Here is a 14,018-nt window from a genome sequence, read left to right on the forward strand (position 1 = left end):
GATGCGCGTCGTGGTCGACCAGGATCTGTGCGGAACCACCGGGCAGTGCGTGCTGACGCTGCCGGGCACCTTTCGCCAGCGCGAACCGGACGGCGTGGCCGAAGTGTGCGTGGCGACGGTCCCGCAGGCGCTGCACGCCGCCGTGCGGCTCGCGGCCAGCCAGTGCCCGGTCGCCGCCATTCGGGTCATCGAAAGCGACGCTGGCGATGACGAGCGCGCCAGCGCCGACCCTGCGCCTTCTCCGGCAGAGGCCGAGCGGCATGCCGCGAAAGACCAACGCAAACACGAGGACACGATGGGACGGTTTGAAGGCAAGGTGGCCGTGGTGACCGGCGCCGGCGCCGGCATCGGCAAGGCATGCGCCCTCGCCATCGCGCGCGAGGGCGGCAGAGTGGTGGTGGCCGACATTGATCGCTCGGCGGCCATCGCCTGTACCACGCAGATCGCGGCCGAAGCGGGCCACGCGCTGGCCCTGGCCATGGACATCGCCGATGCGCAGGCGGTGGCAGCGCTGTTCGAGACGGCGGAGCGGCACTTCGGCGGGGTCGACCTGCTGGTGAACAACGCGAGCGCCATGCATCTGACCCCGCGCGACCGCGCGATCCTCGACCTGGACCTGGCGGTCTGGGATCAGACCATGGCGACCAATCTGCGCGGCACGCTGCTCTGCTGCCGGCAGGCCATCCCACGGATGATCGCCCGCGGCGGTGGCGCGATCGTCAACATGTCGTCGTGCCAGGGGCTCAGCGGTGATACCGCGCAGACGTCCTACGCCGCGTCGAAGGCGGCGATGAACATGCTGTCGGCCTCGCTCGCCACCCAGTACGGTCATGCGCAGATCCGCTGCAACGCGGTGGCGCCGGGTCTCGTCATGACCAAGCGTCTCCTCGCCAAGCTGGACGAGTGCATGCAACGGCATCTGCGCCGGCACCAGCTCCTGCCGCGCGTCGGCCGCCCCGAGGACGTGGCCGCGCTGGTGGCGTTTCTGCTCTCCGACGATGCTGCGTTCATCACCGGCCAGGTCGTGTGCATCGACGGCGGCATGCTGGCGCATGTGCCGACGTACGCCGACGGTGGCAACAGCCGCGCCGCGCGGCCTGCCGGCGACACCGCCGAAGCGGCCGCGGCGCCGCGCTGCTGATGGACATGCTGCTCAACCCGCTGGACCGTCGGAACCGGCTGCGGCACGACATCCCGGTCGTGCCCGGCGCTTTCCCCCTGGTCGGGCATCTTCCCGCCATCGTCTGCGACCTGCCGCGCCTGCTGCGGCGCGCGGAACGGACGCTGGGCAGCCACTTCTGGCTGGATTTCGGCCCTGCCGGACACCTGATGACCTGCGTGGATCCGGATGCGTTCGCACTGCTCCGGCACAAGGACGTGTCCTCGGCGCTGATGGAAGAGATGGCGCCCGAGTTGCTTGGCGGAACGTTGGTCGCCCAGGACGGCGGCGCGCACCGGCAGGCGCGCGATGCGATCAAGGCGGCGTTCCTGCCCAAGGGGCTGACCCAGGCCGGCATCGGCGACCTGTTCGCGCCCGTCATCCGGGCGCGGGTGCAGGCGTGGCGCGACCGCGGCGACGTAACCATCCTGCGCGAAACCGGCGACCTGATGCTCAAGCTCATCTTCAGCCTCATGGGAATCCCCGCGCAGGACCTGCCGGGATGGCATCGCAAGTACCGGCAACTGCTGCAGTTGATCGTCGCGCCCCGAGTCGACCTGCCCGGACTGCCCTTTCGGCGCGGCCGTGCCGCCCGCGACTGGATCGACGCGCAGTTGCGCCAGTTCGTCCGCGACGCGCGCGCGCATGCCGCGCGCACCGGGTTGATCAAGGACATGGTGGGCGCCTTCGATCGCAGTGACGATGCGCACTCCGATGACGTCCTGGTCGCCAATATCCGCTTGCTGCTGCTTGGCGGTCACGACACCACCGCCTCGACGATGGCCTGGATGGTGATCGAGCTGGCGCGGCAGCCTGTGCTGTGGGACGCCCTGGTCGAGGAGGCGCAACGCGTGGGCGCGGTGCCGACCCGGCACGCGGACTTGGCGCAGTGTCCCGTCGCCGAGGCGCTGTTCCGCGAGACGCTGCGCGTGCATCCAGCGACCACGCTCCTGCCGCGTCGCGCGCTGCAGGAATTGCAACTCGGCCAACGGCGCATTCCCGCGGGCACCCATCTGTGCATCCCGCTGCTGCATTTCTCGACCTCGGCGCTGCTGCACGAGGCGCCTGATCAGTTCCGCCTGGCGCGGTGGCTGCAACGTACGGAGCCAATCCGGCCGGTGGACATGCTGCAGTTTGGTACCGGCCCACACGTCTGCATCGGCTACCACCTGGTATGGCTGGAACTGGTGCAGTTCTGCATCGCCTTGGCGCTGACCATGCACAAGGCCGGGGTGCGGCCGCGTTTGCTGAGCGGCGTCGAAAAAGGCCGGCGCTATTACCCGACCGCACATCCGTCCATGACACTCCGCATCGGATTCTCATGAGCTGGCATCGCATGCCCCGTGTGGCGAGGCAGCGGCGCCTGCGACGCTCGGCATTGCTGCACTCGGCACGCGCGCTCGGTGCGACGCCGGCACCACCGCGGCGGCTCGCCGCTCGCCGTGGCCGTCTCCTGTCAGGTACAAGGACATGAACAACATGCAGACCGGTTCCACGCTACACGACGGCCGAACTGGCGTTTCCGCGCTCGGCGGATTGGGCGCGCAGGCGCGCGGCGCATCCGGCGGGCTGCTGCCGGAGATCTGGATGCAGGACGGCGCAAAGCGGGTCGAACAGGCGCTGGCGCGTCTTCTCTGCGCCGAAGACGACGGTGAGACCGAGCTGATGGCGGCGATGCGCTACGCCACCTTGCATGGCGGGAAGCGCACCCGCGCCTTGCTCTGTCTGGCTGCCGGCGCACTGGCCGACACGCCGGCGCACATGCTCGACGACGTCGGCGCCGCCATCGAGATGATGCACGCCTGTACCCTGGTCCACGACGACCTGCCCGCGATGGACGACGACGTGCTTCGCCGCGGCCTTCCGAGCGTGCACGTCAAGTTCGGCGAAGCGACTGCGATCCTGGTCGGCGATGCGCTGCAGGCGCACGCCTTCCTGACCCTGGCGAGCCTGGATGCGCCGGGCGACAACCGCATCGCGCTCGTGCGCGAACTGGCGCAGGCGGTGTCCGCCGAGGGTGCCGCAGGCGGGCAGGCCATGGATCTGTCGCTGGTTGGAAAGCACGTCGAGCTGGACAGGATCGTGGCGATGCACCGGATGAAGAGCGGAGCGCTAGTGCGCGCGTCCGTTCGCATGGGCGCGCTATGCGCCATCGCGGAGGATGCCGCGCACGCTGCGCTGTACTGTGCGCTCGATCGCTACAGCGCCTATTTCGGCCTGGCGTTGCAGGTGGTCGACGACATTCTCGACGCGACAGCGGATAGCGCGACGCTGGGCAAGACCCCCCGCAAGGACGCGGCGGCGCAGAAGCCGACCTGCGCGTCGATCATGGGGCTGCAGGCAGCGCGCCAGTTCGCGTTGGGTCTGTTGCGCGACGCCGGGGAGGCCATCGCCCCGCTGGGGCCGCGTGCGGAACGGTTGGCGCAGATGCTGCAGCGGGCCAACGCGTATCTGTTCAAGCACGCGCCATGCGCATGAGCGCGCCCGTCCGCATGGAGTCGCCCCTGTGCCGCTGCGATCGGCCGGCGGCAGCGGTGCATGCCTGCACTGTGTCCGAGTCCGCGGCGCCGATCGCAGCGGTTGCCCAGCACGGGCGCGGCGCACGCGGCGCGCTGCGCGCAACCCTATGCGGCGGACCGGCGCCAGCATGGGGGCGCGTCGCCGCGCCGGAGCAGGGCGGCCGTCCGGCGCTGCCCATGCGCCGGGCCGCGACGGGCCTGCGGCGACGTGCGCGGCGTCTGCCCGATCCTGGTTCTCGTCAACGGTCTGCAGAAGGAACATCCCGCGTGAACGCGCTGTCCGAACAGATCCTTTCCGAATTGCGCCACCTGCTGAGCGTGATGAGCGACGGCGGCAGCGTCGGTCCGTCCGTCTACGACACGGCGCGAGCTCTGCAGTTCCACGGCAACGTCACCGGTCGGCAGGACGCATACGCGTGGCTCATCGCGCAGCAACAGGCTGATGGCGGATGGGGAAGCGCGGACTTCCCGCTGTTCCGCCATGCGCCCACGTGGGCGGCGTTGCTGGCATTGCAGCGTGCCGATTCTCTTCCCGGCGCTGCCGACGCAATCCAGGCTGCAATCCGGTTCCTCGAGCGCCAGCCCGATCCCTACGCGCATGCGGTGCCGGAAGACGCGCCGATCGGCGCGGAGCTGATCCTGCCGCAGTTTTGCGGCGAGGCCGCATCCTTGCTGGGCGGCGTGGCGTTTCCGCGGCACCCGGCGCTGTTGCCGTTGCGGCAAGCGTGCCTGGTCAAGCTGGGGGCGGTGGCGACGTTGCCGAGCGGCCATCCGTTGCTGCACTCCTGGGAAGCCTGGGGGACGTCGCCGACCACCGCATGCCCGGATGACGACGGCAGCATCGGCATTAGTCCGGCGGCCACCGCCGCGTGGCGTGCGCACGCCGTGACACAGGGGAGCACGCCGCAGGTCGGGCGCGCCGACGCGTATCTGCAGGCGGCATCGCGTGCGACGCGCAGCGGCATCGAAGGTGTCGTTCCCAACGTCTGGCCGATCAATGTGTTCGAGCCATGCTGGTCGCTGTACACCCTGCATCTGGCCGGGCTGTTCGCGCATCCCGCGCTCGCCGAGGCGGTGCGCGTGATCGTCGCGCAGCTCGACGCCCGCCTGGGCGTGCGCGGTCTGGGCCCGGCCTTGCACTTCGCGGCCGATGCGGACGACACCGCCGTTGCGTTGTGCGTCCTGCGCCTTGCAGGACGCGACCCGGCGGTCGATGCGTTGCGCCATTTCGAAATCGGCGAGCTGTTCGTCACCTTCCCCGGCGAGCGCAATGCCTCGGTGTCGACCAACATCCATGTCCTGCATGCGTTGCGACTGTTGGGAAAGCCCGCCGCCGGCACCAGCGCCTACGTCGAGGCCAATCGCAACCCGCACGGTCTATGGGACAACGAAAAATGGCACGTTTCATGGCTGTATCCCACCGCGCATGCGGTCGCTGCGCTGGCGCAAGGCAAGCCCCAGTGGCGCGACGAGCGCACGCTGGCGGCGCTGCTGCAGGCGCAGCGCGACGACGGCGGCTGGGGCGCCGGTCGCGCGTCCACATTCGAGGAAACCGCCTATGCGCTGTTCGCGTTGCACGTGATGGACGGGAGCGAAGAGCCGACAGGGCGCCGGCGCATCACGCAGGCGGTGGCGCGTGCGCTGGAGTGGATGCTCGCCCGCCATGCGGCGCATGCATTGCCGCAGACGCCGCTGTGGATCGGCAAGGAACTGTATTGCCCCACGCGGGTCGTGCGCGTGGCGGAACTCGCGGGGTTGTGGCTGGCGCTTCGTTGGGGGCGGCGCGTCCTGGCCGCGGGAGCAGGAGCGGCGCCATGATCCAGACCGAACGCGCGCTGCAGCAGGTGCTGGAGTGGGGGCGTACCCTGACCGGGTTCGCCGACGAGCATGCCGTGGAAGCGGTCAGGGGTGGCCAGTACATCCTGCAGCGCATCCACCCGAGCCTGCGCGACACCAGCGCCCGCACCGGCCGCGATCCGCAGGAAGAAACGCTGATCGTGGCGTTCTATCGCGAACTGGCGCTGCTGTTCTGGCTCGACGATTGCAACGACCTTGGCCTGATCGCGCCGGAGCAGCTCGCCGCGGTGGAGCAGGCGCTAGGGCAGGGCGTGCCGTGCGCGCTCCCCGGATTCGAGGGCTGCGCTGTGCTGCGCGCTTCGCTGGCCGCGCTCGCCTACGATCGTCGAGACTATGCTCAGCTTCTCCACGATACCCGGTGCTACTGCGCGGCGCTGCGCGCCGGACACGCGCAGGCGGCAGGAGCGGAACGCTGGTCCTACGCCGAGTACCTGCACAACGGCATCGATTCGATCGCCTACGCGAACGTGTTCTGTTGCCTGTCGTTGCTGTGGGGGCTGGACATGGCGACCTTGCGCGCGCGTCCGGCGTTTCGCCAAGTCCTGCGGCTCATCTCCGCGATCGGGCGCCTGCAGAACGATCTGCATGGACGCGACAAAGACAGGTCGGCCGACGAGGCCGACAACGCGGCGATCCTGCTGCTGCAGCGCTATCCGGCTATGCCTGTGATGGAGTTCCTCAACGACGAGCTGGCTGGCCATACGCGCATGCTGCACCGGGTGATGGCGGAAGAACGCTTTCCCGCGCCGTGGGGACCGTTGATCGAGGCCATGGCGGCCATCCGCGCGCAGTACTACCAGACCTCGACCAGCCGCTACCGCAGCGACGCTGCGGGGGGAGGCCAGCGTGCGCCAGCCTGAACGCGCGGGAGGCGGCGGCGTGCGCGCGCTGCCGTCGATCCGAACGCAACGCCGTCGCCCGATGCGACGGATGGAGCGAGCATGAGCGACACCGCCGTGAGCCGGCGCAAGGACGACCATCTGGACATCGTGCTGGATCGGCGAACGGCGCCGACCAAGGTCGCCGCCGGCTGGGAGTACATCCGTTTCGAACACTGCGCATTGCCCGAGTTGGACCTGACGCAGATCGACCTGCGCGCCTCGCTGCTGGGCAAGACCATGCGCGCGCCGCTGCTGATCAGCTCCATGACCGGCGGCATGCCACGCGCCGAGGCCATCAACCGGCATCTGAGCGAGGCGGCGCAAGCCTTGGGGATCGCCATGTGCGTCGGTTCGCAGCGCGTGAGCCTGCAATCCCGCAACTCCCAGGGGCTGACGCGCGCGCTGCGCCGCCTGGCCCCAGACATTCCCTTGCTGGCTAATATCGGCGCCGCGCAACTGCGCGAGGCCGACGGCCTGGACCTGGCGCGCCGGGCGGTGGACGCGCTGGAGGCCGATGGACTCATCGTCCATCTCAATCCGCTGCAGGAAGCGGTACAGCCGGAGGGCGACCGCGACTGGCGCGGCGTCCTGGCGCAGATCGCTCGCGCCGCGCGCAGCGTGGGCGTGCCGATCGTGGCCAAGGAAGTGGGGTCGGGCCTCTCCGCCTCGGTGGCCTATGCGCTCGTCGAGGCGGGCGTGGCGGTGATCGATGTCGCCGGCGCCGGCGGCACCAGTTGGGCCGCGGTGGAGGGCGAGCGCGCCCGCGATGCCGCCGACCGTGCAGTGGCGATGGCGTTCGCCGATTGGGGGATTCCGACCCCGGCCAGCGTGCAGGCGGTACGTCGGGCGCTGCCAACGGTGAAGCTGATCGCGTCGGGCGGGATCCGCGACGGCGTCGACGTGGCCAAGGCCATCCGCCTGGGCGCGGACATCGCCGGGCAGGCGGCCGGCGTGCTGCGCGCGGCGACGGTGTCGACCGAGGCGGTTGTCGCGCATTTCGAGATCGTCATCCGCCAGTTGGCCGTCGCCTGCTTCTGCACCGGCTCGGCTGATCTGGCGGCGTTGCGTCAGGTGCGCTTGTTGCCCTCGGCGCATCTGCCCGCCGGCTGATGCCGGCGTCGCCCGCACGTGGCGGCGGGCGCCTAGCAGGCTGCTGAAATACCTACGGCAAAGATAGACTACTGATCCACCTTGGTGAGGCGGTTCGATGCGCGGGAGCGATGTTTTCATGGAGCAGCTGTTCACGATGAAGCGCTTGGAGGATTTCGTTCCAGCCGATCATCCACTGCGTCCGATCCGGCTGATGGTCAATGAAGCGCTGGTGCGGCTAGACGGCTTGTTTTCCGCCATGCACGCCTGCAGTGCCAAAGGCGGTCGCCCCAGCATTGCGCCGGAGAAATTGCTGCGGGCCATGTTGTTGCAGGTGTTCTACAGCGTCCGTTCGGAGCGGCCATTGATGGAGCAGGTGCAGTACAACCTGCTGTATCGCTGGTTCATCGGTCTGTCGACGGACGATGCGGTGTGGGTGCCGACGGTGTTCAGCAAGAACCGCGAGCGATTGATCGAACGCGATGCGGTGATCGCGTGTTCAACGAAGTGGTAAAGGCTCGACGAACTCCTTCCGTGGAATTGGCGCCAAGAAACAAGCAAGTCGATCAGGCAGCCTGAGTGACCGCTGTGCGGTCTTCACCGGCCTTCACCGGTCTCTTCACCGGATGCTTACCGAGAAGGCGCCCAAGGAGAGTGAAAACACCGGCCAGCCCGTCGACCGACGAGCCCGGCAACGTGCTGGACGTGTCGAAGACGCCGGCATCCTGGCGAAGCATACCCACGCGCAGCTTGCCGCGACGGGCATGCGTGGGCTTGGCCCTCCGGGCAGGCGTGCAGGAAGGCCAGGTCTTTCACCTCCGCGACGTGGTCGTTCCGCAACAGCAAGGCAGGCCGTCGACCTCCGTCACGTAGGCCAAGGCCGATTCCAGGAGATGGGCGCCATATCGTACGAGCCCTGCGCGCGCTCGGTGATAGCGATACTCTCAAAACCAGCGCGCGCCGCGTGCATGCATTCGTCGAGCGCATCCCGCCGGTCATGAAGTATGCCAGTTTTTAAACTGGCGGGGCCGTCACGTAATCTGCCCAGCGTTCAAGCGCCTCGCGCATCCGGGCTGCATAGCGAGCGCGGTTATAGACCAGCCCGATGGCCGCTGACGTGATTTAAAATCGCCTCTATAATGTGAGGCAATACGCCAAGCTGATCGGCCATCATCGTAGACGCCGATCTCCGAAGGTCGTGAACTGTCCAATTGGGTAGCGGTTGACCTAGGACCTCGGCGATGCGCGGCATCAAGAGCCGCCTTCGACTTCGGCTTGGATCCACTCGCTCCGCACGCCTCCTACTTGGAGTGGACATATCGCTCGCTGGCGTCCTCCCGGATCATGCGGAAGAGGCGCTGAGCTCGCGAGGCGAAACGCTCTACCGCGCGCGCTGCGCATCGTGCCATGAGGGCGGCGTGGCGCGCGCCTGACACCAACGCGCTGCGGCAGTTCAGGTCTGAGCGGATGAGCTTTGCTCATATTAGGGAAACAACTAGGCCGCCTCCGCGTCGGTTTGCTGGAGGGCACGGCTCATGCCAGAGCGCTAGTTTGTCGAGCAAGAAGTTCAAATCGCTCGGTACCGCCTTTTGGAGCGAGAAGTTACTGATTCGCTTGCCGCATGTCTGAGTCACGCCATTGTCGAAGAACTTGAAGCTGATCTGAGAAGGGATCGCGAGATCGGCCAGAGCAGTTCTGACTGTGGTTCGCGCTTTAAGCTCGACTGACAAGCTGACGCGGCAGCACCATCACGATATCATCAAAGCGCACGCGCGCGAACAGACGTCGAACGCCCTTGCGCCGACGATGAGCGCGATGCGAGATCGCTTAGTCACGAGTATCGGTCAGATGCATGCCTTGCAAATAGAGATCCTAGCGCGCCATCGCGCTTCAAAGGTGTCAAATTCTTTCAGCGCCAACGCTTGTGCGTCTAGTGGATTGCTAGGCTGCGCTATGATAACGCCCCCAGCTTCTCCGCTAGAACCCGGTTCGAGGGATATCTCCGTAGGCCACTCCAGTAATGATTTCGAAAGCATGGGCTTGCCCGCGTACCAGCATTTTCGCCCGTTGATGAGACGATAGGACCACCACTGCCCTTGTGGATTTGAGGGCATTGCAGCGCTGCATTGTTGCTTTGCTTGTACGTTTGTCATTTCGAGTGACGACAGGGCAGCAATGCAAACGGTCAAAGCAAATGATTGAAGCGGTTTGCTCATGGGCGGACTCAATTGCCTCGTTGCTGCAATCGGCTTACGGCGACGATCAAGGCGGGGCGTTCGAGAACTTCCACCAACTTCTCAAGGATATGCGCATTATCCTTGGGCCAGGGCTGAAGGTATTCTTCCAGTATGAGTTGCGCTTCGCCAATTGCTTGCAGAGCTAATTGTTGATCAGTCACCGCTATTTACCCATCAAACAAATCCGCTGACGAGATTTAGCGGAATGAGAAATCAAGTCGGTTCTGGGGTATATCCTCCGCTCATTTGCGACTGCTTGATCAATTTTTGTTTCATGCCCGCGACGCGACAGACGATGAGCGCCGCCAACTTTGAAAGGGCTAGACATTAAGCGTGAACTTCCGAGCCCAAATTTCCGTGGTTTCCCTTTGCATCAATGGAGTAACCTGTTTTCGTCTTGGGGGCGTGGGGATGGCGCACTACCGAGCTTACCTTTTGGATCAGCACCACCACGTTATAAACGTGGCCAATTTGCAGTGTGCCGACGAGCAGTAAGCACGAGAACGTGCTCAGCAGCTAGTTGATGTCAACGACATCGAGCTATGGCAACTTGATCGCCGTATTGCGGTGTTTGAGGCCGCCATAACCCGAACCTCGCAGGCGGGGGGACAGGGAAGCGTTCAGCGGCCGCAGCCCCCTACAATGAAGCCTAGGTGAAGGCTGCGACGGAAAGAGTCGCACGATTCAGTTGAGCGCGAGGATGGCGGCCCCCGATGAAAACGCCGAAGCCAAAGCAATGGGCCGACCGCGAGGTCCAGCAATTGTCCAAGCTGGCCCGGGCAGGAGCTGCCGTATCGAAGATAGCAGCCGAGCTGGGCCGTCACGCCGGATCAGTGAGGCGAATGGCGCGAACGATGGGCATACTGTTGAAAAAGTCGCATCGCTGAGCATCGAGCCTGCACTCGCGCATCTTGCCCATGAGCGACATCATCTTGTCGAAGAACTCGAGCGCAAGCTGGTTTCGTCCCTTGCGCGATTTCGCCTGTTGCGAGAGACTTAGCGGCAGGCTGAGCGATCTATGGTTTCTTAGACAATCGATTTTTCTTCGAGCTTTTTCATGGGCGCTGAGTTAATTCTGACCACGGCTTCAATGGTCGTTGTATCCGGCGTTTACGCAGGTCGGCGTCGGATTCCTCAGAACGCAATCGAGAATCGCCCACCCCGCGGTGTTTATGACGCACGGCGGCGGCTCGGCACACAGCCCCGCCGAAACAATGTGCCGAGCCTAGCCGGTCTCGACTGACCGGATGAAGGCCATCATGAAGGCAGAAGGTGCTGTTTGCTAGACTGCAACACATGCTTGATTTTAGACAGGCCACAGGCGCCATGCATCGGCCTCCATTTAGGATCGAGATCGGTTTTCAGGATCCCGCTTTTGCTGAATTTTCTGACAGTCTTTTTCATCATCGCAGGCGTGGTGCTGCTTTGGATGAATCTGCGAGCATCGCGGCGAAACAGAATCAACCTCACACTTGAGCAGCCCGGTGAGCAGACTAAGCCTGACCAGTTCCAGAATTAATCCGCAGTGCGGACATCAATCTTAGTATGACGCTTTGATTGCGGCGGCGCATTGCAGCGTTAGGTTTGCGGACCGGACATTGCCCCGTCCGGGTCCACCCCAGCGAGCCTTCGCGCCATCATACTCGGCGCGTCGGCTTCGTTCGCTGGCCGCGCGCGAGTATCATTTTGAAGAGGGCGTCGAAACACGAAACGCTCGATCTCGGCGAGATGCGCCGGCAGATCACGGCACTGCGCCACTCGGAAAATCTACGCATTACGTTTCTGTTGAATAGGCTGCTGATCAAGATTGCATATCTCAATGAACCGCAGAGCGCAGCTCACGCGGAGCAGCTGCGCGAAGCGTTCGCCAGAACGATGGCTGATATCGAGAAGCGCGCATGAACAAGCCTCTTGGTAAGGCTAATAAGTAGATCACATTGCGCAAGGCCATCGCCGGGTCGAGGCTATCTGTAGCCGCGGAGCTGCCGATGTATTGCGTAAACGGCGCTTTCACGGCTAGGGGCCGCCGCTTCCACTAGCGGCGGCCCCGCCATGAGAGGCCTAGTAGGCGCGCCGCACTACTCGGGCAGCGAGGGCAGTCTCCAAAACCGGTGGGCATCTGACGAGAAGGGCCGCACGCAACTGCGACTCTGGTAAGTAATTTTGGCGGTCGGTGCCCGCCGATCGCCAACATCATCAGTCAAAAACTCCCGCCGGCCCCTACAGGTCGGCGGGTTTCTTTTGGCCGGGGCGGGACCTCTTGCAGCCGCGAAGGAACTCTAACCACGATCCGTTTGGATACAGCTTCGGGCTTCGTTTCGCATATAGGCCCGAGGCATCAGAGAAGCTAATCTTCGGCCTCAGGTTCTTCCTGAGGCCGCTTTTCCAGGTCGTCGCCGGTTCACGCTGGCCGATCGGCCTACACAAGGTCAGAAAGACGAAACGACCTCAGCTCCGGGGCAATGCGGAGAAGCGGAGGTCGTTTGTGTCTTCTTTTGACGTTGGGGAAACGTCGCTGGGAAACCCGGCAATTGTTCCCAGAGCCGTGAGTGGACCACCTGCGTGAGTGGACCACCTGGAAGGGTTCGCGCTAATGGCCTTGGCGACTCGATTCCGCCCACGTGTATGATTCTCCTGGGCGGGGGCTTGATTCGTCATGCTGGAAAGCATCCTCGTGCTGCTGGGAATTAGGAACGCGGCCGTCCTGGTGATAGCGCTGTGGGGTACGCGGCGCCGGCCTCGACTGCACCCGCTGGCCGCTTCTGGTCACCTCGAATGCAGCTCTATCCAGTGACAGCCCGACTTTGAGCGGGTCGACAACGCTGTTCAAGACTGGCAGGCTGCTGAAAAATGGGTCTTGAAGGGCGATTTTCCTGATGTGCGGGCGAGGATGAGCCAATCGATGGGTGGTAAAGAGCGCTGTACGCGCAGTTTTCGCTCATGTTTGACGCTCCAGACAGACTCACCCCGTTGCTGCCAGCATCTTCGGAATACGAACGAGATTGTAGGCTGCGGCGGTGAGCACGAAGAACCACTCGACTAGGCCTCTGCCACGATGCCGGGTCTAGACCGCCGACCGTCTTGATCCACCCGAATGGTTCTTCGATCCGCTTGCGCTTGATCGTGCTGATGCGATAGCCGGGATACCGGGTCGTGCGCGCGTCGATCGCCGAGCGGCGGTTGGTGTGGTTCTGCGAGACATGCGGCGTGCAGCCGCGCTCGCGGCAACCGGCGACAAAGTCGGCGGTGTCATAGTTCTTGTCGGCGCCCACGGTGCTGCCCGGCTTGGCGTTGTCCTCGATCATGTCGAGAGCGGTCGTTCGCTCCGCCGTACCGTTGGCCTCGGTGAGGCGCGCATCGACGATCAGCCCGTTGCGGTTCTCCATCATCAGATGCCCACATGTGGCAGAGCTTGGCCTCCTTGCCAGCGCCCTTGTGAAACAAGCGGGCGTCGGGGTCGGTCGAAGAATGCGTGTCGTTCTTGCGCTTCTCGCCATGGAAATCGCGCTCGACATTGCGTCCCTGACCGCTGCCCGATTGCTTGCCAGATGGTGGATCGCCGCCATCCTTCGGCACGAAGCTCTTCATGCTGGCCCAGGCTTCGATCAGCGTGCCATCGACGGAGAAGTGCTCACTGGATAACAGCCCACGCCTGCGGCAGGTTCAGCACGGTGACAAAGAACTTGGCCGCGATGTCGCCGTCGAGCAGCCGATCCCGGTTCTTGCAGAACACGGCCGCATCCCACAGCTGATCGTCCATCGACAGACCGACGAACCAGCGGAACAACAGATTGTAGTCGAGCTGCTCCATCAACTGCCATTCCGATCGCACCGTGTAGAACGCCTGCAGCAGCAGCGCCCGCAACAGCCGCTCCGGCGGAATCGACGGTCGGCCATGGCGGGCGTACAGCCTGGCAAAGTCGCGCGACAGATCCTTCAGCGCCGCGTCGGCCAAGTCGCGGATCGCACGCAGCGGATGATCCGCTGGAACGCGCTGCTCCAACCGCACGTAACTGAATATGCCTTCCGACCGCTGATCTGCCCCGCGCATCGCATCCCCCAGCCCAAAGTAATCAGACACATGCACGGAATCACACTCCAACCAACTCGCAAAACGACTTTTTCAGCAGCCTGTTAGGTCAGGCTGTCGGCAAAGCTATTGAGGCACTCCAAGGCCGAAAGGTGGAGAAAACAGATAGGCGGAGCCGGAAACGATGGCTGAAGGCCCGAACGATTGAGAGAGCAAGTAGGGTTAATATCTCGTGAATAGAAAGCG

9 protein-coding genes and 3 pseudogenes are annotated in these 14,018 nt (G+C 64.7%); 9 read left to right on the plus strand and 3 right to left on the minus strand.

The features are described 5' to 3' along the window. Position 1 precedes the first annotated feature (1 nt). From FXV83_RS45540 to FXV83_RS35375, 8 genes and pseudogenes are all read left to right on the plus strand, one after another. Positions 2–309, plus strand: a pseudogene (locus tag FXV83_RS45540) (ferredoxin). Continuing rightward, complete coding sequence (locus FXV83_RS35340; protein ID WP_347341092.1) at positions 296–1,141, plus strand: SDR family oxidoreductase; 846 nt, start codon at positions 296–298, stop codon at positions 1,139–1,141. The pseudogene FXV83_RS45540 and the gene FXV83_RS35340 overlap by 14 nt, the downstream one beginning before the upstream one ends. Beyond that, a complete protein-coding gene (locus tag FXV83_RS35345; RefSeq protein WP_148744161.1) occupies positions 1,141–2,484 on the plus strand; it encodes a cytochrome P450 in 1,344 nt (447 codons plus the stop codon). The genes FXV83_RS35340 and FXV83_RS35345 overlap by 1 nt, the downstream gene beginning before the upstream one ends. Before the next feature lie 145 nt (positions 2,485–2,629). Further along, on the plus strand, positions 2,630–3,637 hold the full coding sequence (locus tag FXV83_RS35350; protein WP_187436391.1) for a polyprenyl synthetase family protein: 1,008 nt from the start codon (positions 2,630–2,632) through the stop codon (positions 3,635–3,637). Between the two features lie 308 nt (positions 3,638–3,945). Next, positions 3,946–5,496, plus strand: a complete 1,551-nt coding sequence (locus FXV83_RS35360) for a hypothetical protein (RefSeq protein ID WP_148744162.1) — start codon at positions 3,946–3,948, stop codon at positions 5,494–5,496. Further along, on the plus strand, positions 5,493–6,395 hold the full coding sequence (locus FXV83_RS35365; protein ID WP_148744163.1) for a terpene synthase family protein: 903 nt from the start codon (positions 5,493–5,495) through the stop codon (positions 6,393–6,395). The genes FXV83_RS35360 and FXV83_RS35365 overlap by 4 nt, the downstream gene beginning before the upstream one ends. An 81-nt stretch (positions 6,396–6,476) precedes the next feature. Further along, entirely contained in the window at positions 6,477–7,526 is a 1,050-nt protein-coding gene (gene fni, locus FXV83_RS35370) for a type 2 isopentenyl-diphosphate Delta-isomerase (RefSeq protein ID WP_148744164.1), read from the plus strand. Positions 7,527–7,623: 97 nt separating this feature from the next. Beyond that, positions 7,624–7,998, plus strand: a pseudogene (locus FXV83_RS35375) (transposase); the annotation flags it as partial. A 1,351-nt stretch (positions 7,999–9,349) separates the two neighbouring features. On the opposite strand, the gene FXV83_RS35385 reads toward FXV83_RS35375, so the two are convergent. Continuing rightward, on the minus strand, positions 9,350–9,721 hold the full coding sequence (locus FXV83_RS35385; protein ID WP_235940419.1) for a hypothetical protein: 372 nt from the start codon (positions 9,719–9,721) through the stop codon (positions 9,350–9,352). A gap of 8 nt (positions 9,722–9,729) precedes the next feature. Further along, positions 9,730–9,903: a hypothetical protein gene (locus FXV83_RS43240; protein WP_187436392.1), complete on the minus strand. Its 174-nt coding sequence runs from the start codon at positions 9,901–9,903 to the stop codon at positions 9,730–9,732. 1,525 nt (positions 9,904–11,428) lie between these two features. Between FXV83_RS43240 and FXV83_RS35395 the strand changes: the two genes are divergently transcribed. Continuing rightward, on the plus strand, positions 11,429–11,644 hold the full coding sequence (locus FXV83_RS35395) for a hypothetical protein (RefSeq protein WP_148744166.1): 216 nt from the start codon (positions 11,429–11,431) through the stop codon (positions 11,642–11,644). A 1,060-nt stretch (positions 11,645–12,704) separates the two neighbouring features. Here the strand turns inward: FXV83_RS35395 and FXV83_RS35400 are convergent. After that, a pseudogene (locus FXV83_RS35400) lies at positions 12,705–13,793 on the minus strand (IS5 family transposase). Positions 13,794–14,018 lie beyond the last annotated feature (225 nt).

The organism is Bradyrhizobium hipponense, assembly GCF_008123965.1.
Lineage (GTDB): Bacteria > Pseudomonadota > Alphaproteobacteria > Rhizobiales > Xanthobacteraceae > Bradyrhizobium > Bradyrhizobium hipponense.